The 18,923-nt window shown below is 65.2% G+C and carries 18 protein-coding genes and 1 tRNA gene; 6 read left to right on the top strand and 13 right to left on the bottom strand.

Features of this window, described 5'->3' with window-relative positions; all coding sequences use genetic code 11:
* Nucleotides 1-17: 17 nt before the first annotated feature.
* Both G333_RS0108425 and G333_RS0108420 read right to left on the bottom strand, forming a co-directional pair.
* Nucleotides 18-93 (bottom strand) — tRNA-Asn (locus G333_RS0108425).
* Between the two features lie 83 nt (nt 94-176).
* A complete protein-coding gene (locus G333_RS0108420; RefSeq protein ID WP_019628196.1) occupies nt 177-1,367 on the bottom strand; it encodes a pyridoxal phosphate-dependent aminotransferase in 1,191 nt (396 codons plus the stop codon).
* A gap of 84 nt (nt 1,368-1,451) precedes the next feature.
* On the opposite strand from G333_RS0108420, the gene uvrB reads away from it, so the two are divergent.
* The 5 genes from uvrB to G333_RS0108395 all read left to right on the top strand — a co-directional run bounded on the left by uvrB (nt 1,452) and on the right by G333_RS0108395 (nt 6,518).
* Complete coding sequence (gene uvrB, locus G333_RS0108415) at nt 1,452-3,482, top strand: excinuclease ABC subunit UvrB (RefSeq protein ID WP_018951441.1); 2,031 nt, start codon at nt 1,452-1,454, stop codon at nt 3,480-3,482.
* 42 nt (nt 3,483-3,524) lie between these two features.
* On the top strand, nt 3,525-4,568 hold the full coding sequence (gene nagZ, locus G333_RS0108410) for a beta-N-acetylhexosaminidase (protein WP_018951442.1): 1,044 nt from the start codon (nt 3,525-3,527) through the stop codon (nt 4,566-4,568).
* Nucleotides 4,569-4,682: 114 nt separating this feature from the next.
* Nucleotides 4,683-5,051: a DsrE family protein gene (locus tag G333_RS0108405; RefSeq protein ID WP_018145688.1), complete on the top strand. Its 369-nt coding sequence runs from the start codon at nt 4,683-4,685 to the stop codon at nt 5,049-5,051.
* 140 nt (nt 5,052-5,191) lie between these two features.
* On the top strand, nt 5,192-5,743 hold the full coding sequence (locus tag G333_RS0108400) for a hypoxanthine-guanine phosphoribosyltransferase (RefSeq protein ID WP_019628195.1): 552 nt from the start codon (nt 5,192-5,194) through the stop codon (nt 5,741-5,743).
* Between the two features lie 22 nt (nt 5,744-5,765).
* Nucleotides 5,766-6,518 carry an S-methyl-5'-thioinosine phosphorylase gene (locus G333_RS0108395; protein WP_018951444.1) on the top strand — a complete coding sequence of 251 codons (753 nt, stop codon included), beginning with the start codon at nt 5,766-5,768 and terminating at the stop codon, nt 6,516-6,518.
* A 263-nt stretch (nt 6,519-6,781) separates the two neighbouring features.
* On the opposite strand, the gene G333_RS0108390 is transcribed toward G333_RS0108395, so the two are convergent.
* Complete coding sequence (locus G333_RS0108390; RefSeq protein ID WP_019628194.1) at nt 6,782-8,140, bottom strand: adenosylmethionine--8-amino-7-oxononanoate transaminase; 1,359 nt, start codon at nt 8,138-8,140, stop codon at nt 6,782-6,784.
* Nucleotides 8,141-8,178: 38 nt separating this feature from the next.
* Nucleotides 8,179-9,549 carry a KamA family radical SAM protein gene (locus G333_RS0108385; RefSeq protein WP_019628193.1) on the bottom strand — a complete coding sequence of 457 codons (1,371 nt, stop codon included), beginning with the start codon at nt 9,547-9,549 and terminating at the stop codon, nt 8,179-8,181.
* Nucleotides 9,550-9,909: 360 nt separating this feature from the next.
* On the opposite strand from G333_RS0108385, the gene G333_RS0108380 reads away from it, so the two are divergent.
* Nucleotides 9,910-11,043, top strand: a complete 1,134-nt coding sequence (locus G333_RS0108380) for an aminotransferase class V-fold PLP-dependent enzyme (RefSeq protein WP_019628192.1) — start codon at nt 9,910-9,912, stop codon at nt 11,041-11,043.
* Between the two features lie 94 nt (nt 11,044-11,137).
* Here G333_RS0108380 and G333_RS0108375 read toward each other — a convergent pair whose 3' ends face one another.
* The 9 genes from G333_RS0108375 to fabG form a co-directional block, all read right to left on the bottom strand.
* The gene (locus G333_RS0108375) at nt 11,138-11,476 is read right to left on the bottom strand and encodes a PilZ domain-containing protein (protein ID WP_017941553.1); all 339 of its coding nucleotides are present in this window, start codon (nt 11,474-11,476) and stop codon (nt 11,138-11,140) included.
* A gap of 97 nt (nt 11,477-11,573) precedes the next feature.
* Nucleotides 11,574-12,563, bottom strand: coding sequence for a DNA polymerase III subunit delta' (locus G333_RS0108370; RefSeq protein WP_019628191.1), 990 nt, complete (start codon nt 12,561-12,563; stop codon nt 11,574-11,576).
* Nucleotides 12,564-12,570: 7 nt separating this feature from the next.
* Nucleotides 12,571-13,224, bottom strand: a complete 654-nt coding sequence (tmk, locus tag G333_RS0108365; RefSeq protein WP_019628190.1) for a dTMP kinase — start codon at nt 13,222-13,224, stop codon at nt 12,571-12,573.
* A gap of 17 nt (nt 13,225-13,241) precedes the next feature.
* On the bottom strand, nt 13,242-14,276 hold the full coding sequence (gene mltG / locus G333_RS0108360) for an endolytic transglycosylase MltG (protein WP_019628189.1): 1,035 nt from the start codon (nt 14,274-14,276) through the stop codon (nt 13,242-13,244).
* Nucleotides 14,263-15,075 (bottom strand): aminodeoxychorismate lyase, encoded by an 813-nt coding sequence (gene pabC / locus G333_RS0108355; protein ID WP_019628188.1) that lies wholly within the window; start codon nt 15,073-15,075, stop codon nt 14,263-14,265. Before pabC ends, mltG begins: the two co-directional genes overlap by 14 nt.
* Complete coding sequence (locus G333_RS0108350) at nt 15,072-16,421, bottom strand: aminodeoxychorismate synthase component I (RefSeq protein WP_019628187.1); 1,350 nt, start codon at nt 16,419-16,421, stop codon at nt 15,072-15,074. Before G333_RS0108350 ends, pabC begins: the two co-directional genes overlap by 4 nt.
* A gap of 15 nt (nt 16,422-16,436) precedes the next feature.
* Nucleotides 16,437-17,657: a beta-ketoacyl-ACP synthase II gene (gene fabF, locus G333_RS0108345; RefSeq protein WP_018937578.1), complete on the bottom strand. Its 1,221-nt coding sequence runs from the start codon at nt 17,655-17,657 to the stop codon at nt 16,437-16,439.
* Between the two features lie 129 nt (nt 17,658-17,786).
* Entirely contained in the window at nt 17,787-18,026 is a 240-nt protein-coding gene (gene acpP / locus G333_RS0108340) for an acyl carrier protein (RefSeq protein ID WP_018145676.1), read from the bottom strand.
* 128 nt (nt 18,027-18,154) lie between these two features.
* The gene (gene fabG / locus G333_RS0108335; RefSeq protein ID WP_019628186.1) at nt 18,155-18,892 is read right to left on the bottom strand and encodes a 3-oxoacyl-ACP reductase FabG; all 738 of its coding nucleotides are present in this window, start codon (nt 18,890-18,892) and stop codon (nt 18,155-18,157) included.
* Nucleotides 18,893-18,923: the final 31 nt, after the last annotated feature.

Raw genomic sequence — 18,923 nt, 5'->3', positions numbered from 1 at the left:
GGCCCTTTTTCTTTATCTGGCTCCCCGGGACGGGCTCGAACCGCCGACCTAGTGATTAACAGTCACCCGCTCTACCGACTGAGCTACCGGGGAATTGGGCGCAAATCCTAATGGGGCGGGGCGGGGGCGTCAAGGAAAATCTGGCCGCCCTTCGCGTTTTACCGCCGTTCGCGGCTTTAACGGTGGTTGGCCACGAACTGGCGCAGCCGTTCCAGGGCCTTGTCGAGCTGATCGACGCTGGTGGCAAACGAGACGCGGACATGACCAGGGGCCCCGAAGGCGCTGCCCGGCACCAGAGCCACCCCCACCTCGTCCAGCAGCTGCTTGGTCAGGGCCACATCGGTATCGATGTCCGCGGCCTGCATCAATCCGGTGACGCGCGGGAAGCAGTAGAACGTACCGTCTGGCATCAGGCACTCGATGCCGTCGATGGCATTGAGTCCGTCGACCACACGACGTGCCCGCTCGGCAAAGGCGGAGCACATGGCGACCACGCAGTCCTGATCGCCATCGAGGGCGGCCTCGGCCCCGGCCTGGGCAATGGAAGTCGGGTTGGAGGTGCTTTGCGACTGGATCTTCTTCATCGCCGCGATCAGGTTCTTCGGTCCACCGGCGTAGCCGATACGCCAGCCGGTCATCGCGTACGCCTTGGAAACGCCGTTCAGGACGACGGTACGGTCCAGCAGGTCCGGGGCCACGTTGACGATGTTCACGAACGGCGTGGAGCCGAACAGGATGTGCTCGTACATGTCGTCGGTGGCGATGACGACGCGCGGATGGCGCCGCAGGACCTCGGCCAGTTCCGTCAGTTGCTCGGCCGAATAGGCGGCACCTGTGGGGTTGGACGGGCTGTTCAGGAACACCAGGCGGGTGTTTGGGGTGATCGCCGCTTCCAGCTGTGCGCCGGTGATGCGGAAGCCGGCTTCCTGCTCGGCGCTGACGACCACCGGCCGGGCACCGGCGAGCAGGGCAATATCCGGGTAGGAGACCCAGTAGGGGGCTGGGATCACCACTTCGTCGCCCGGGTTCAGCAGGGCCTGGCAGAGGTTGAAGATGCTCTGCTTGCCGCCGGAGGAGACCAGGATCTGGTCGGGGGTGAACGTCAGGCCGTTGTCGCGATCGAATTTCCGAATGATGGCGGCCTTGAGACTGACCGTTCCGTCCACCGGAGTGTACTTGGTTTCTCCGCGGGCAAGCGCGTCGACCGCGGCCTGCTTGATATGCTCGGGGGTATCGAAATCCGGTTCTCCCGCCCCCAACCCGACGATGTCCCGTCCCTCGGCTCGCAACTGGGCGGCCAGGGCGCTGACGGCGAGAGTGGGGGAGGGCTGGATACGCTGGACGCGGTCGGAGAGCTCGATTTCCAAGGTGGGGCCTCTGTGTGATCGGGGCGAAGGGCCGCGCGGGCGGTCGGGTGCGAAATGATACTGAAATCAGGCGCGGAGGATAAGGTGCAGCCAGGCGAAGGCGAACAATTCCAGGTGGTGTCCGAATACCAGCCGGCTGGCGACCAGCCCGCGGCGATCGCGGCATTGACCGAAGGCCTCGAGGCGGGCCTGGCACATCAGGTCCTGCTCGGGGTCACCGGGTCGGGCAAGACGTTCACCATCGCCAATGTGATCGAGAATATCCAGCGCCCCACCATCATCCTGGCGCCAAACAAGACCCTGGCCGCCCAATTGTACGGGGAATTCAAGGAGTTTTTCCCGAACAACACGGTGGAGTATTTCGTTTCCTACTACGATTACTACCAGCCGGAGGCCTACGTCCCGTCCTCGGATACCTATATCGAGAAGGACGCGTCGATCAACGACCACATCGAGCAGATGCGCCTGTCGGCCACGCGTGCGTTGCTGGAGCGCCGCGATGCGATCATCGTGGCCTCGGTCTCCGCGATTTACGGCCTGGGTGATCCGCGCAAGTATCTTTCCATGGTGCTGCATCTGGAGCGCGGCGAGCGTATTGACCAGCGCGACTTGCTGCGGCGCCTGGCGGAGTTGCAGTACACCCGCAACGATGCGGAGTTGCGCCGTGCGACCTACCGCGTCCGCGGCGAAGTCATCGACATCCACCCGGCGGAGTCGGACATCGAGGCGGTGCGCATCGAGCTGTTCGACGACGAGGTGGAACGCCTGTCGTATTTCGACCCCCTGACCGGCGAACAGCTGCGCACCGTCCCGCGCCTGACGATCTACCCGAAGACCCACTACGTGACGCCGCGCGAAACCCTGTTGGGGGCGGTGGACCACATCCGCGACGAATTGAAGGAGCGCCTGGACTTTCTGCGCAAGGAAGACCGGCTGGTCGAAGCGCAGCGGCTGGAGCAACGCACGCTGTTCGATCTGGAGATGATCCTCGAGATTGGCTACTGCAACGGCATCGAGAACTACTCGCGCTACCTCTCCGGCCGCGCCCCGGGCGAGCCGCCACCGACCTTTTTCGACTACCTGCCCAAGGATGCGCTGTTGGTGATCGACGAGTCGCACGTGTCGGTCCCGCAGGTGGGCGGGATGTACAAGGGCGACCGTTCGCGCAAGGAGACGCTGGTCGAATACGGCTTTCGCCTGCCGTCGGCCCTGGACAACCGGCCGCTGCGTTTCGAGGAGTTCGAGGCCTTGCAGCCGCAGACGATCTACGTCTCCGCCACCCCGGGGCCCTATGAGCGTGAGCATGCCGACGCGATCGTGGACCAGGTGGTGCGCCCGACCGGGTTGCTGGACCCGATCCTGGAGATCCGCCCGGCCGGTACCCAGGTGGACGACGCACTCTCCGAGATTCGCGATCGGGTCGAATGCAACGAGCGCGTCCTGATCACCACGCTGACCAAACGCATGGCCGAGGATCTGACGGATTATCTGTCCGAGCACGGGGTACGCGTGCGCTACCTGCACTCGGATATCGATACCGTCGAGCGCATGGAGATCATCCGCGACCTGCGCCTGGGCGAGTTCGATGTGCTGGTGGGGATCAACCTGCTGCGCGAAGGCCTGGACATGCCGGAGGTCTCGCTGGTGGCGATCCTGGATGCCGACAAGGAGGGCTTCCTGCGCTCCGATCGTTCGCTGATCCAGACCATCGGCCGCGCCGCACGCAACGTCAACGGCAAGGCGATCCTGTACGCCGACAAGGTGACCGGATCCATGCGGCGTGCGATCGACGAGACCGAGCGCCGCCGTGCCAAGCAGATCGAGCACAATGAGGCCCACGGGATCACGCCCATCGGCATCCGCAAGAACGTTGCGGACATCCTGGAGGCGCGCAACGCGATGCCCGGCGCCGGCGGCCGACGAGGTCGAAAGGTGGCGGAGGAGGGCGCCGATTACGTGGGCGCACCGGACAACGCGGCCAAGGAGATCGAACGCCTGGAAAAGGAGATGTTTGCCAAGGCCCGCGACCTCGAGTTCGAGGAGGCCGCCCGGATTCGCAATCGCATCGAAAAGCTCAAGGCACTCGCCTTTCTCCCCGAAGCCTCGCTATCCTGAAAAGATGGCTCCCGCGGGAGCGCCGAATCGAGCCCCTGAGTGATGTCCAAGAACGACCCCTTGCCCCTGGGTCCGGTGATGCTCGATGTCGCCGGTACCGAACTGACTCCCGAAGACCGTGAACGCCTGCGTCATCCCGCCACCGGCGGCGTGATCCTGTTCGCCCGCAACGTCGGCACTGCGGAGCAGGTGAGCGCGCTGGTCGCCGCCATTCGCGCCGAGCGCCCCGGCATCCTGATTGCGGTGGACCAGGAGGGCGGACGGGTGCAACGGCTGCGCGATGGCTTCACCGCCATCCCGCCGATGCGTCAGTTGGGCCATGTCCACGATTACGACCGCAACAAGGCCTGCGAGCTCGCCCATGCGACCGGCGAACTTCTCGGGCGCGAGCTGCGCTCGGTGGACATCGACTTCAGCTTTACCCCGGTGCTGGATCGCGACCTCGACATCAGCGAGATCATCGGCGATCGTGCCTTCCATTATGACCCGGACGTGATCGCGCGCCTGGCCGGCGAGTTGATCCGGGGCCTGTCCGCGGCCGGCATGGCGGCCGTGGGCAAGCATTTCCCGGGTCACGGGGCTGTTGCCGCGGATTCGCATGTCGCCTTGCCGGTCGACGACCGTCCACTCTCCGAGATCGAGAATCAGGACCTGGAGGCGTTTCGCCCGGTGCTCGGGGACCTCGAGGCCATCATGCCGGCACACGTCGTATACCCACAGGTGGATGAACATCCCGCGGGCTTCTCGCGCGTCTGGCTGCAGGACATCCTGCGCCGCGAACTGCGCTATCGCGGGGCGATCCTCAGCGACGACCTCGCCATGGCTGGGGCAGAGGGCATCGGCGGTCCCGCCGAGCGCGCTGCGGCCGCACGGGCGGCCGGCTGCGACATGGTGCTGATTTGCAACCAGCCGGAACAAGCCGACATCATCCTTGCCGCCCAGGCGGATCAGCCGTTGTCACCTGAATCGCGGCGTCGACTGGAACGCTTGCGGGCGCGCCCAGTGGAGCCTGATCCACAGGGTCTCGTCGCACTGCGCGCGCGGTTGGCGCGCTGGACTCAAGCGAGCCAGATCGCCACTGCATAACCCCATGGAAAGGGCGCATTGGCACCCGCGTGCCGAGCCGCCTATAATGCGCCACCGGTTTGCAGTTGAGCAGCTAGTAATATTCACACTCACCACTGAAGTTGGAGATCCAAAATGGCCGATAAGCTCATGATCGTCATGGTCAACACCGACCCGAGCAACGCTTCCGAACTGGGTGCCCCGTTCTTCCAGGCCACCGTGGCTGCCGCCATGGAATACGACGTTGAAATCGTGATGACCGGCCGTGCTGGCGAGCTCGCCAAGAAGGGCGTTGCCGAGAACCTGTTCGTGCAGGAAGGCTCCAGCAAGAGCGTCTACGACTTCATGAAGGACGCCCACGAAGCCGGCGTCGTAATGAAGGTCTGCACCCCGACGCTGGATCTTTGGGGCAACGACCTGATTCCGGAGATCGAAGAAACCGTGGGCGGCGCCTACGTCATCTCCGAAGCGATGGACGACGACACGGTCACCTTTACCTACTAAGGTTATCGACGTTCGTTTTCAACCGGCCGGCCCTTGTGCCGGCCGGTTGCGTTTCCGGGCCCCGAAAAGGCGAGGCCAACCTTGCCGAATGTTCGGCGCTCGGACATGATTTCCCCGCATCGATACCCTCAGGACATGCCATGAGCCCGGAACAGGCCCGAGCCACGCTGCGCGACGCCGACTGCCTCTTCAGCCGCGATGCCGTCGAGACGGCGATCGACCGCCTGGCGGAACGCACGGCCAGCACGCTGAAGGACCGCAATCCGTTGGTCATGGGCGTGATGAACGGGGGGGTGGTGCTGATGGGCGGGTTGTTGACCCGCTGGTCGTTCCCCATGCAGGTGGATTACCTGCACGCCACGCGCTATCGCGGTGGCACCCGCGGCGGCGAACAGCTGCACTGGTTGGCCCGTCCGCAGGCGTCGCTCAAGGCCCGAACCGTTGTCATCGTGGATGACATCCTCGACGGCGGGATTACCCTGGAGGGAATCAAGACGTTCTGCGAGGAGCAGGGCGCTGCGCAGGTGATATCCATCGTCCTGGTGGACAAGCACAACCCGGAACGCGATCCGGCGATCACCGTCGACTACGCCGCCCTGGAGGCCCCGAACCGCTACCTGTTCGGGTACGGTATGGATTATCAGGACTATCTGCGCAATGCGCCCGGCATCTTCGCCGTGGCCGACCACTAAACCACTGACGCCCGAGGCGCTCATGTCCACACCCCGTATCGCCGTCATCGGCGGCACCGGCCTGACCCGGCTGAAGGATCTGGAGATCACCCGGCGTCAGGTAATGCACACGCCGTATGGCGAACCCTCGGGGCCGCTGGTGTTCGGCCGCCTGAACGACACCGAGATCGTGTTTCTGCCACGGCACGGGGCCCGGCATACCATCCCGCCGCACGAGGTGAACTACCGCGCCAATATCTGGGCGCTGAAAAATGCCGGGATCGACAACGTGGTGGCCGTGGCTGCAGTCGGCGGGATTGGCGAAGAGATGAAGCCCGGTATGGTCGCGATCCCCGATCAGATCATCGACTACACCTGGTCACGGGCGAATACCTTCTTCGAGGGAAATGACCTGGAAGAGGTCACCCACATCGACATGACCTGGCCCTATAGTGACAACGTCCGCCAGACACTGATCCGCGCGATTGACGACCTGGGTATCGAGGCCGTGGAGCACGGGACCTACGGGGCCACGCAAGGACCCCGCCTGGAGACGGCCGCGGAGATTGATCGCCTGGAACGCGACGGCTGCGATCTGGTGGGCATGACCGGCATGCCCGAGGCGGCGCTGGCGCGTGAACTGGGGCTGAACTACGCCTGCTGTGCCGTAATCGCCAACTGGGCGGCCGGACGCGCCGAAGGCGAGATCACCATGGACGACATCGCCGCGAATCTCGATGTCGGCATGGCGCGGGTGAAACAGATCCTCACGCACGTCATCAGCAGTCTTTCCTGACGCCACGGCGTTAACAATCCGGGGACCGGCCGGGGAGAGAACCCGGGCCGGGTGACCGCACGTGCATGGTCCAGGGACTCCCTAACCAGGGACTCGCTAAGGCGAACGACACCGTCACTTATCCCCGATTTAACATAATATGTATTATGCGACATTGAAGATGGGCGTGTCTCGAGCGGAATGACCGGGATGCTCCCACCGAAGTCATGAACGCGGCCTGCGCCAGGCCCAATCCCGTTCCCGTTTAGGCCTGATCCCGCACGTCAGGCGCGCACGGCCTTTTCGATCCCCTCGGTCATCACCTCGACGAGCAAGTCGATCTGTTCCTCGGTGATCACGTACGGCGGCATCAGATAGCTCACGTTCCCCAGTGGTCGCAACAGCGCACCGCGTGTCAGGCCGTGGCGATAGATGTGCAGTCCGCGACGTTCCTGCCACGGATACGGCGTGCGCCGGGACTTGTCCTGCACCAGTTCCACCGCCGCAATCATGCCGTGCTGGCGCACGTCGGCGACATGCGGATGTTCCCGCAATGGTTCAAGTCGTTTCTCGATATGGGCGGCAAGCTCCCGGTTTCTCTCAAGAACGGGATCGGAATGGAAGATGTCCAGTGTGGCGAGTGCGGCCCTGCACGCCAGCGGATTCCCGGTATAGGAATGCGAATGCAGGAACATGTTGAGCTTTTCGTAATCGTCGTAGAACGCCTGGTAAATGGTATCTGTGGTCAACACGGCGGCCATGGGCAGATAGCCGGCGGTCAGGCCCTTGGACAGGCACATGAAATCGGGCGTGATTGGCCCCTGTTCGCAGGCGAACAGCGTGCCCGTGCGCCCGAAGCCGACTGCGATCTCGTCGGCGATCAGGTGGACGCCGTGACGGTCGCAGGCTTCACGCAGTAGCCGCAGGTATTCAGGGTCGTACATGCGCATGTGGCCGGCGCACTGGACCAGGGGCTCCACGATGACCGCGGCGGCCTCATCGGCATGTTCCGCCAGCGCTTGTTCCATGTGGTCGAACTGGCGACGCGCCACATCGGCGCAGGTTTCGCCGTCTTCGCGGTCGAAACAATCCGGTGCCGGGACGGTGATCACGTCCAGCATCAGCGGTTCGTAGGTTGCGCTGTACAGCGGTACATCGCTCACGGACAAGGCGCCCAGGGTCTCGCCGTGGTAGCTGTTGGACAGGCGGATGAAGCGGGTCTTCTGCGGGCGATCGACGTTGCGCCAGTAGTGAAAGCTCATCTTCAGCGCGACCTCGACCCCGGCGCTGCCGTTGTCCGCCAGGAACACCCGGTCCAGGCCTTCGGGGGTGATGTCGATCAGGCGTTCGCACAACTCGACCACCGGCTCGTGGGTGCAGCCGGCGAGGATCACATGCTCCAGCCGGTCCAGCTGGTCCTTGACCGCATCACCGATGCGCGGGTTGGCGTGACCGAACAGGTTGACCCACCACGAACTGATGGCATCCAGATAGCGATTGCCGTCGAAATCGTACAGCCAGACGCCCTCCCCCCGCTGGATCGGAAGCAGCGGGAGGGTCCCCTCCTCGCCGTAGTCTTTCATCTGGGTACAGGGATGCCAGAGGGTGCGTAGGTCGCGTTGCTTGAGCGTGTTGTTGTCCATGAGATCCATTGTGCCAAACCCGCCCGGCTGAGGCGGACTCAGTGAGCCGATTCGGCCTTCATCGCCATCAGCTCGTCCTCGAAGAAGAAGCGATCTTCGCCGAAGGCGGGTTTGAGCTGATCGAGCCAGGTGGCTTGGTCATCGTAGCGCGCAAAAAACGGGCGCTGGACCCAGTCGGGGTTGCGTGCCTGGATGAAGCGCAGGACGAAGACCTTCTCGCCCTGGATCTCGGCAACGCCCTGGATCTCCACCTTGCCGGGCTCGGCGCTCATTGAGGGGCCGCGGGCGGTGCGCCCGAGCCCCGAGACCTGTTTCATGGCTTCGCGGTAGATTTCCCAGGCGCGCGCCAGCGGGACCTCGAAGTAGCGTCGCGCCCCGGTGTCACGCTCTACGAACATGTAATACGGGATAATCCCGAGGCGTACCTGTTCGCGCCAGAGATTGGCCCAGGCCTCGGCGTCGTCATTGATGTGCCGGAGCAAGGGCCCCTGGGAACGGATTTCGGCGCCGGTATCCCGTACCCGACGGATGGCCTCGTGGGCAATCGGGGTCCGCAATTCGTTCGGATGGTTGTAATGCGCCATCAGGGCCACGTGCTTGCCCGCCTCGACCAGCCGTTCCAGTAGACGCAACAGTTCGTCCGCATCCGAGTCGGTCACGAATCGGTAAGGCCAGAATGTCAGGGCCTTGGTGCCGATCCGTACGGTCTGTATGTGGGCCAGCTCGGGCTCCAGCAAGGCCTCAAGATAGGCCTTCAGGTGCTTGGTTTTCATTACCATCGGGTCGCCTCCCGTCATCAGAAGGTCGCTGATCTCCGGATGGCCGCGCAGGTAGTCGTGCAGCAACGCGGCATCGGTGCTGGCGATGCGCAGCTCCTTGTCACCGACGAACTGGGCCCAGCGGAAGCAGAAGGTGCAATAACTGTGGCAGGTCTGGCCTTGGCCGGGGAAGAACAGCACGGTTTCACGGTACTTGTGCTGGAGGCCGTTGATGACCTCGCCCGCTTCCTCGCTCGGGCGGTTGAGCTCCATCTGCCCGGCTGGATGCGGGTTGAGCTCCTCGCGCAGCTCGCGCGCGAGGGCCTGGATCTCGGCCCGCCCTGCCCCTTGGCGATGCAGAACGGCCATGCGCTCGAAGGCCTCGGGGGCCAGCATGTCCCGTTGCGGAAAGGTCAGCTGGAAGATTGGGTCGCCGGGAACCCGGCTCCAGTCGATCAGCTCCTCGATCACGTAGTCATTGACCCGGAACGGAAGAACGCTGGCAACAACCTGCATCTCGAAGCGTATGGCCTCGGGCAGGCTGGCCAGGGCCGGGATGCGTTCGATCGAGCGTTCATTAAAGACGCGGAACTCGCGCGGCTCGACTGCACCAAGCTGGGGATCACGATAGAACTGGACAACGGAATTCATCCGCGACTCCTGTGCCGACAAACTGAAATTGGAGTGCCTCGCCGCAGCGATGGGCGAGGATGCGCGTGCATCCCGGGACGTTCGGGGCGCTCAAGCTCTAGGAATACGGGATGACCATTCGCACGCGAACGGCGTCCGCAAGAGCAGCGAGTAAGATGCTGACCCGTGCCGCTGTCGAAGGGCGGGGTAGCGGGACCTTCAGAAGCCGGTAAATTAACAACTTGCCCGCATTTTCACAACCAGTTCCCGGGCGCGCCTGATGGGTCGGGTGCGCAGGCGGGCCCCTTCGGCTGCGTCTCTCCGGGTGTTCTAAGCCTCGCCTGACTGGGTTACCCTTTGGCACCCGCCAAGGAGGATCGCATGCACCCGGAGTTTCCACAGGAAGGGATCATCCACCTCAATCATGCCGCCGTGGGCCCCTGGCCCCGGCGCACCGAGGACGCGGTCTGCCGCTTCGCCCGGGAGAACGTGGCCCATGGCTCGCGTGACTACCTGCAGTGGCTGCAGCAAATCGACGCGACGCGGGAACTCGCACGGGCGTTGATCGGGGCGCCGTCCGCAGAGGACATTGCCTTCGTGAAGAACACGTCCGAGGCGCTGTCGATGGTGGCCTTCGGCCTGGACTGGCAGCCGGGCGACAATGTGGTGTTCCCGGCGCACGAGTTCCCGTCCAATCGTGTCGTCTGGCTGGCCGCCGCAGAGCGTTTCGGCATCGAGGCGCGCGAGGTCGCCATTGGCGAGGAACCGGAGCGCGACCTGCTGGCCGCATGTGATGCGCGGACCCGCCTGGTGGCCACCAGTGCTGTGCGCTACGACTCCGGGCTGCGGGTCGACATCCAGGCGCTGGGTGCGGAACTGCGCTCGCGGCGCATCCTGTTCTGTGTTGATGCGATCCAGCACCTGGGCGCCCTGCCCTTCGATGCCCCGGGTTGCCATGCCGACTTCGTGATGGCCGATGCCCACAAGTGGATGCTGGCGCCCGAGGGAATCGGGGTGTTCTACGTAAACCCGGAGATCCGCGAACGGCTGACGCTGCAGGAATATGGCTGGAACATGCTGGCGCATGCCGGCGATTTCTCGAACCCGGGGATCGAGCCCGCCACGAGTGCACGGCGTTTCGAACCGGGCAGTCCGAACATGCTCGGAATTCACGCCCTGCACGCCAGTCTCTCCCTTCTGCTGGAGATCGGGCTGGACAGCATCGACCACGAGATCCGCGAGCACTGGCTACATTTGGAAGAAGGCCTGCGTGCGCACGGCTGCCAAATCCTGACACCGCGCGGCCGGCGTGCCGGCATCCTGACGTTCCGACCGCCGGTGGATGACCTGGAAGCGCTATACGCGAGGCTTCAGGGGCGCGGCATCCTGTGTGCCATGCGTGGCGGCGGGATCCGCTTTGCGCCCCACTTCTACCTGACGCGGGCGCAGATTGACCAGGCGCTGGAAACGCTGGGCGAGGTCATCCGCGAGACCGGTGCCGCGAACGTGCGCTGACGGTTCCAGGCTCGTCGCGAAGGGGTAGCAAGCGGGTGTTCGTGCGCGATGCAAGGTCCGACGAGGTGTCGGTCAAGACGGCACTGTCAGACGTCTAGAAGGTATGCGTCTTGCGGTCGGAGTTCAGCATGCCGCCCAGGTGTTCCTCAATGCGGCGGTGGGTCACACCCTTGTCCGACTTGTTGAACTGCACGCCGATGCCCCGCAGCCGGTTGCCCTGGGCGCGCGGCGGCGTAATCCAGACCACCGTGCAGGGGGTCGGAAGGCGATCCGAATCCTCCAGCAGTGACAGCAGCAGGAAGACCTGGTCTCCGAGCTTGTAGGCCTTGTCGGTCGGGATGAATAGACCGCCATTGGTCACGAACGGCATGTATGCCGCATACAGCGCGGGTTTTTCCTTGATTGCCAAGGTGAGCATGCCCTGCCCGGCCATAGACCCTCCGTGTGACCTGAAATCGTACTGGGTCTGGCAGTATCGCCCATCGCACCGATACCGCGCCACCCCGACTGTACTCGTGGCAAGTGACGCCTTACTGCTCGAGGAAGCTCAATGCGATGTCTTCCATGCGCAGCTGCGGGTTAAGCTGGCGCGAGGCCTGGCGTTGCCAGCCGAGCGCTTGACTCGACAGTTCAGCCAGCCGCCGCGGCCCCATGCGCCGGGCGAAGTCCTCGATTAGATCGCGCGGGAACTGCCGGCCAAACGCATCCGGCTCGCCGTTCACGAGCAGGCGCTGGGCCGCAACCAGCAGGGCCTGGATTCGTGGGATCAGGGATTCCGGCAGGCTGCGTTGCATGGCACTGGCCATCGGTGTCACCCCGGGGCGACGCAGTAGCAGGGTCAGGGCCTCGCGGTCCTGTTCCCAGCGCGCCATACGGTCGGGGTCGGTCAGGATCTCGCGGGCGGCCAGCGGACGCCCGAGACTGGCGGCATAGGCCTCGTCCACTGCCGCAGGGTCATCGGCGGCCCCGCGCAGCCAGTCCGTTGCTTCGGCAGGCCCCGGCGTGGCGATCTCGACCATCTGGCAGCGGCTGCGGATGGTCGCTGGCAGACGCGCCGGCTGCGCCGCCTCGAGAATCAGCATGGCCCTGGGCGGGGGTTCCTCCAGGGTCTTCAGCAGCGCATTCGCCGCATTCGTGTTCAGGGCATCGGCCGGGCGGATGATCACGCTGCGCAGCCCGCCCGAACCGGACAGCGAGAGAAACTCGATCGCCTCGCGTGCCGCCGCGATCAGGATTTCCTTGCCCGCCTCCTCCGGCTCCAGCGTCATCACCTCGGGGTGTACACCACCAAGGAAGCTGCGACAGCCGTTGCATTCGCCGCACGGCGGCTCGGTGCCCGTCGCGCGCTGGCACAGCAGGGCCTGGGCCAGCGCCCGCGTCAGCAGTGCCTTGCCAACGCCCGGAGCGCCATGAACCAGCAGACCGCTGGGCAGGCGCCCTTCGCGCCCGCGCCGCGCCAGCGCCTCCCACGGCTTCTGCAGCCAGGGCGGCAGGGTATCGTCGGTGACTGGCGCAGCCATGGCCCCCTTAACCCTCCCGCGCGTGCAACGGCAGGCGCTCGCGCACGCCCGCGAGGATGCGCTCGGCTACCGTGTCCGGGTCCGCGGATGCATCCACGACCAGATAGCGTCCCGGCACTCGCTTGGCGCGTTCCCGATACGCCTGGCGTGCCCGCTCGAAGAAGTCCAGCGCCTCGCGTTCGATGCGGTCTCGCCGGCCGCGCTGGACGGCTCGATCGAGCCCGGTCTCTGAGTCGATGTCCAGCAGGATTACCAGGTCCGGGCGCAGTTCGCCCTGCAGCCAGTCCTCCAGCTGTGCGACCCGCTGGGATCCAAGTCCCCGCCCGGCCCCCTGGTAGGCAAACGAGGCATCGGTAAAACGGTCGCTGAGGACCCAGTCACCGGCCTGCAGGGCCGGCCGGATCACCTCGTGCAGGTGCTGGGCCCGCGCGGCGAACATCAGCAGCAGCTCGGACTCGGCACACATGCCCGGCAGATCGGGGTCCAGCAGCAGGCCGCGCAGGCGTTCGCCGAGGGCGGTCCCGCCCGGCTCCCGGGTGTTGCGCACCGGGTGTCCGGCAGCGCGCAGCGCGGTGTCCAGACGCTCGATCTGGGTGGTCTTGCCCGAGCCCTCGATGCCTTCGAGGACCAGGAAGTGGCCGGGATGGGGCGAGCGTTCCATGTGCAGGGCGTCTCCAGTTACCGGTTGCGTATGCCGTAGCGGCTGCCATCCCCGCCCAGCTGGTAGCGGATCACGGCCTCGCGATGCTCACGATAGGTCTCGGAGAAATGATGACTGCCGTCGCCGCGCGAGACGAAGAACAGGTCATTGGTTTCGGCCGGACGTGCCGCCGCCTGCAAGGCCGCGCGCCCCGGCAGGGCGATGGGCGTTGGCGGGAGCCCGGCACGGGTATAGGTGTTGTAGGGATGATCGCGGTCCAGTTCGGCGCGCGTCAGGCGTTGTACGCCGGGCTCCTGCGCGTACAGCAGGGTGGGATCGGTCTGCAGGCGCATGCCGCGCTTGAGCCGATTCACGAACACCCCGGCCACCCGGTCACGCTCGTCCCCGCGCCCGGTCTCGCGTTCGATGATGGAGGCTAGGATCAGCAGCTCATAGGGGGAATTCACCGGGTGGTCCTCGATTCGGTCCTCCCAGGCGCGGTCCAGGTGCAGGCGCATCGCCTGGTGGGCGCGTTGCAGCACCGTCAGGGCCTCGGTTCCGGAGCCGAAGAAATAGGTGTCCGGCAGGAACCATCCCTCCGGGTGTCCCAGGTCCTCGAGCCCCAGTGCCTCCAGCAGGTTGTCGACCCCGACCGATTCGGCGGGCCCGATGAGTTCCGGGTGCTCGCGCAGGGCGGCCAGCGCCTGGCGGATGGTCCAGCCCTCCGGGAACGTGAGGCGATGCTGTACCACCTCGCCGCGAGCCATCGCATGGATCAGTTCGCGCGGGGTCATGCCCGGCGTCACGGCGTATTCCCCTGCCTGGAGACGCGGCGCAATCCCCTGACGCCGTCCATAGGCCTCGAGCACCCAGGCAGAATCCACCCAGCCGCGTTCGGCAAAGGTCCTGCTCACCGAACGCAACCCCTGCCCCGGTTCCAACTGAAAGCGTTCCGAGGCGTCCAGCGCCATCGGCGTATCCAGCTGCGCCTGGTAGTGTTCGCTCAGCCACCAGGCGGCGCCCAGGGCCAGAATGACCAGGAGCGCCAGGACAGCGAGGCTAATCCGCTTCATGCAATGCAATTCCCATTGAATACAGCGGATCATCCTGCCACGCAGGCCCCCGCTTGTCCCCTTCGGACAGCACGGCCGGGGTCATCCCGATACGCGCGTTGCTGACATAGAGCGCATCGGCACGCTCGATACGCGCGGGGTCCGGGTACGCCTCGATCACCTCGAACCCGAACCGTTCGGCATGCTCGAGGACCCAGGCGCGCCGCGTACCGGCGATCCCGGACTGATCCACCGGCGGGGTGAGCAAGGTACGCCCTTCGCGCAGCCAGAGATTCCCCTGCGTGGCGCTTACCACGCGCCCCAGCGCATCGTGGAGGATTGCCTCGTCCCAGCCCGGTTGCCAGCTGCGCCGGGCCATCACGTGTTCCAGGCGACTGGTGTGTTTGAGACCCGCGAGCGCCGGGTTTACGCCGATCGGCACTGCGGCCCAACCCAGGCTCAGGGATTCGCGTTCAGTGGGGGCGGCGTCGTCCAGCGCCGGACCGGCACTGACGATCCGAGTCAGTGCCGGTGCCGCGGGCGGCGCGTAGCCCCTTGGCCCCTCACCCCGGGTCACCGTCAGGCGCACCATGCAGGCTGGCAGGGTCGCCACTCGGGCAATCTCGTCCAGCACCTCGGTCTCGCCGAGTTGCGGAAACCCGAGGTGCTCCAGCCCGCGCGTCAGGCGGGCCCAGTGGTAGGACCATAGCTGCGGTCGGCCCTGTCGCACCCGTAGCGTCTCGAACAGGCCGTCGCCCAGGAGTAGCCCGCGATCCAATGGCGATACCCGCCCCTCGCGCTCGCCGGTCACCAGGATCATGGGCTCTTCTCCCCCGCCCCCTGCAGCGCCTCCAGCAGGCCGCGTGCCTTGTGCCGGGTCTCCTCCAGCTCGCGCTCGGGATCGGAGTCCGCGACGATGCCCGCCCCCGCCCGAAAACGCAGTTCGTTCCCCCGAACGACGAGGGTCCGGATCAGGATATTGGTATCCATACGGCCGTGGCGGCTGACGTACCCGCAGCCGCCGGTGTAAGCCCCACGCGGGGCCTGTTGTTCCAGTTCCTGGATGATCTGCATGCTGCGGATCTTCGGGCAGCCGGTGATGGTGCCGCCCGGAAAGACCGCGCGCAGGATGTCGGCCGTGGTGGTGCCCGGGCGCAGGCGCCCGACAATGCTGGAGACGATGTGATGCACCCGGCGATAGCTCTCGATGGTCATCAGCTCCGCCACGCGCACGCTACCGATCTCGGCCACCCGCCCGACATCATTGCGTTCCAGATCCACGAGCATGACATGCTCGGCGCGTTCCTTGATGTTGAACGTCAACTCACTGAAAAGACGCCGGTCTTCTTCCGCATCCGGATCGCGGCGACGGGTCCCCGCAATCGGCCGGGTCTCGACCATGGCGGCTTCCACCGACACCAGCCGCTCTGGGGAGGAACTGATCACGTGAGCCCCCGGGAGTTGCAGCCACGCGGCAAATGGCGCGGCATTGGCCTCGCGCAGGCGGGTGTACAGCCCCGCCGGATCCAGCGGCTGCGCGGCGGTGGCACGCCATTCGCGGGATAGATTGACCTGAAAGGTGTCGCCGGCCCGGATGTACTCGAGGCCCTTCATCACTGCGTCGCGATAGCGCTGGGCGTCCTCCTCCTGAAGGGCCAGGGCGGGCAACGGTTCGGATGCGGGACTCGGCTGGCCCCGGACTGTCGCGCAGTCCGACTCCACCCGCTCCAAACGCGCGCAATCGCCTGCCTCGTCGACGAACCAGGTGGTCCCCTCGTGGTGATCGTGGATCAGTGCCGCCGGGAAATAGGTCACCAGGGCATCTGGCAGCCAGGGGTCCGAGCGGCAATCACCCAGGGCCGGCTCCATGCGCCAGGCCAGTTCGTACCCGGCGTACAGGAACCATCCCCCGAGGAACGGGAGGTGGGCATGTGCGGCGTCGTCGGGGTCGAGTGGTGGTGTGCTCGAGAGATCCTGATCCAGCACGCCCAGCACGTCCTCTCCGGCCGCACTGGACAACGTGCGGCCGGGGAAGGCGAACAGGATGGAAAAACGAGCCGGAGCCTGCCCGATCAGGGCAGACTCCAGCAGGTGGGGATAGCGCTCTGGGAATCGCCGCGCCAGGGCCGCAAAGTCGACCCCGGCGGCCAGTTCATGGACCGCCATGGCGGCGCCGCAGCGTCAGATGCTGCGGAACACCAGGGTGCCGTTGGTGCCCCCGAAACCGAAGGAGTTCGACAGGCCGACCTTGGTCTTCATTTCGCGGGCCTCGTTGGCCACGTAGTTCAGGTCGCAGCCTTCGCTCGGGTTTTCCAGGTTGATGGTCGGCGGTGACACCTGATCGCGCAGCGCCAGGGCGGTAAACACGCCCTCGATCCCGCCGGCGGCACCCAGCAGGTGGCCGGTCATCGACTTGGTGGAGTTGACCATGAGCTTGTAGGCGTGATCGCCGAATGCCTTCTTCAGGCCCTGGGTTTCCGCCAGGTCACCTGCGGGGGTCGAGGTCCCGTGAGCGTTGATGTACCCAACCTCTTCCGGATTCACACCGGCATCTTTCAGGGCACGATGCATGCACTTGGCGGCACCGGAACCATCTTGGATCGGCTGCGTCATGTGGTGCGCATCCGCATTCCAGGCGAAGCCGGCCACTTCGCAGTAGATGTGGGCCCCGCGGGCCTTCGCGTGCTCGTATTCTTCGAGCATCATTACACCGGCGCCATCGCTCAGCACAAAGCCATCGCGGTCCTTGTCCCAGGGACGCGAGGCGCGTTCGGGGTCGTCATTGCGAGTGGACAGCGCGCGGGCGGCGGCAAAGCCGCCAATGCCCAGTGGCGTGGTGGCCATCTCGGCCCCGCCGGCGACCATGGCATCGGCGTCCCCATAGGCGATCATGCGAGCGGCGTCGCCGATGTTGTGGGTACCGGTGGCGCAGGCCGAGACGATGGAGATGTTCGGACCCTGCAGGTTGCGCATGATGGACAGGTTCCCGGCCACCATGTTGATGATCGCACTGGGCACGAAGAACGGGGAGATCTTGCGCGCCCCGCCCTTCAAGTACGCGCCGTAGGAGCGTTCGATATAAGGCAGCCCGCCGATCCCGGAGCCAATGGCCACCCCGATCCGCTCGGCGTTCTCCTCGGTGACTTCCAAACCGGAGTCATCCAGGGCCTGAAGCCCCGCCGCGATCCCGTAAAGGACGAAGGTGTCCATCTTCTTCTGGTCTTTCGGCGGGACGTAGTCATTGGCTTCGAAGTCCCGGACCGCGCCGGAGATCTTCACCGGCATGTCCGATGCATCGAAGACATCGATGGGGGAAATGCCGCTCTTGCCGGCCTTGATGTTGCTCCAGGCCTTGTCGATAGTGGATCCGACCGGGGAGACGATCCCCAGTCCGGTAATCACGACACGTCGCTTAGCCAATGTGTTCTCCTCGAAAGACTGAAATTACGCGCTCAGCGCAACGACGAAGGGCCGCCCTGCGCGCAGGAAGGCCCGTTCGCGTCGTCCTGATCGGCGCCCGGAGGCGTCGAATCAGTCCTTCATGTGCTCGTTGATGTAATCGATCGCCTGCTGCACGGTGGTGATCTTTTCCGCCTGCTCGTCCGGGATTTCGGTTTCGAATTCCTCTTCGAGCGCCATGACGAGTTCCACCGTGTCCAGCGAATCCGCACCCAGGTCGTCGACGAAGCCGGCCGCGTTGGTCACGTCCTCTTCCTTGACACCCAGCTGCTCGACAACGATTTTCTTGACGCGTTCTTCAATGCTACTCATGGTTCAGAAATCCCCTTCAGTGTGAGGCGGCTTCGTTGAAAGGTCCGCCATTCTAGAGAAAAGCCCCGCCGCGATCTAGCGATCCGCGCAGCGGGTTTTGCGGGCGGCCTGCGGCCGACCCGTCGTGATCAATGCATGAACATCCCGCCATTCACATGCAGGGTCTCGCCGGTGATGTATCCGGCCTCCTCGGAGGCCAGGAAACCGACGGCCGCAGCGATCTCTTCCGGCGCCCCCAGGCGCCCCAGCGGAATCTGTCCGAGCAGGGCCTGTTTGGTGTCATCGCCCAGTTCGCGGGTCATGTCGGTATCGATGAAACCCGGTGCGACCGTGTTCACGGTGATACTGCGGCTGCCGACCTCGCGCGCCAGGGAACGGGCAAATCCCGCAAGGCCGGCTTTCGCGGCAGCGTAGTTGGTCTGCCCGGCGTTGCCGGTGGAGCCCACGACCGAACCCACCAGGATGATGCGGCCGCGGCGCAGTTTCATCATGCCTTTCAGCAGGCGCTGTGTCAGGCGCACGGCAGCGGACAGGTTGGTGTCGAGGACCGCGTCCCATTCCGCGTCCTTCATGCGCATGAACAGGTTGTCGCGAGTAATACCGGCATTGTTCACCAGCACCTCGATCGGCCCTTCCTGTTCCTGGATCGCCTGCAGGCCGGTTGCGACGGAGTCCGCGTCGGTCACGTCCATCGCAATGCCGCGCCCGCCCCATTGCTTCAGGGTTTCGGTGATCCGTTCGGCGCCGGACGCACTGGTCGCGGTACCCACCACCTGCAGGCCCTGCTCCGCCAGACGGTGGGCAATGGCCGCGCCAATTCCGCGGCTTGCACCGGTTACAAGGGCTACACGTTTGCTGTCGGACATGGTTAAGCCTTTACTTCAAGTGAGAGAAAGT

It is taken from the genome of Thioalkalivibrio sp. AKL10 (assembly GCF_000381845.1).
Taxonomy (GTDB): Bacteria; Pseudomonadota; Gammaproteobacteria; order Ectothiorhodospirales; family Ectothiorhodospiraceae; genus Thioalkalivibrio; species Thioalkalivibrio versutus.
Note: the sequence above shows the minus strand (reverse complement) of the source record. Positions and strands in the feature narration are given on the sequence as shown.

Excerpts from the sequence above, each read along its gene's own strand:
- nagZ (WP_018951442.1), top strand. The coding sequence starts at position 3,525 with ATGTCCAAGAACGACCCCTTGCCCCTGGGTCCGGTGATGCTCGATGTC.
- G333_RS0108405 (WP_018145688.1), top strand. The coding sequence starts at position 4,683 with ATGGCCGATAAGCTCATGATCGTCATGGTCAACACCGACCCGAGCAAC.
- G333_RS0108400 (WP_019628195.1), top strand. The coding sequence starts at position 5,192 with ATGAGCCCGGAACAGGCCCGAGCCACGCTGCGCGACGCCGACTGCCTC.
- G333_RS0108395 (WP_018951444.1), top strand. The coding sequence starts at position 5,766 with ATGTCCACACCCCGTATCGCCGTCATCGGCGGCACCGGCCTGACCCGG.
- G333_RS0108390 (WP_019628194.1), bottom strand. The coding sequence starts at position 8,140 with ATGGACAACAACACGCTCAAGCAACGCGACCTACGCACCCTCTGGCAT.
- G333_RS0108385 (WP_019628193.1), bottom strand. The coding sequence starts at position 9,549 with ATGAATTCCGTTGTCCAGTTCTATCGTGATCCCCAGCTTGGTGCAGTC.
- G333_RS0108380 (WP_019628192.1), top strand. The coding sequence starts at position 9,910 with ATGCACCCGGAGTTTCCACAGGAAGGGATCATCCACCTCAATCATGCC.
- G333_RS0108375 (WP_017941553.1), bottom strand. The coding sequence starts at position 11,476 with ATGGCCGGGCAGGGCATGCTCACCTTGGCAATCAAGGAAAAACCCGCG.
- G333_RS0108370 (WP_019628191.1), bottom strand. The coding sequence starts at position 12,563 with ATGGCTGCGCCAGTCACCGACGATACCCTGCCGCCCTGGCTGCAGAAG.
- tmk (WP_019628190.1), bottom strand. The coding sequence starts at position 13,224 with ATGGAACGCTCGCCCCATCCCGGCCACTTCCTGGTCCTCGAAGGCATC.
- mltG (WP_019628189.1), bottom strand. The coding sequence starts at position 14,276 with ATGAAGCGGATTAGCCTCGCTGTCCTGGCGCTCCTGGTCATTCTGGCC.
- pabC (WP_019628188.1), bottom strand. The coding sequence starts at position 15,075 with ATGATCCTGGTGACCGGCGAGCGCGAGGGGCGGGTATCGCCATTGGAT.
- G333_RS0108350 (WP_019628187.1), bottom strand. The coding sequence starts at position 16,421 with ATGGCGGTCCATGAACTGGCCGCCGGGGTCGACTTTGCGGCCCTGGCG.
- acpP (WP_018145676.1), bottom strand. The coding sequence starts at position 18,026 with ATGAGTAGCATTGAAGAACGCGTCAAGAAAATCGTTGTCGAGCAGCTG.
- fabG (WP_019628186.1), bottom strand. The coding sequence starts at position 18,892 with ATGTCCGACAGCAAACGTGTAGCCCTTGTAACCGGTGCAAGCCGCGGA.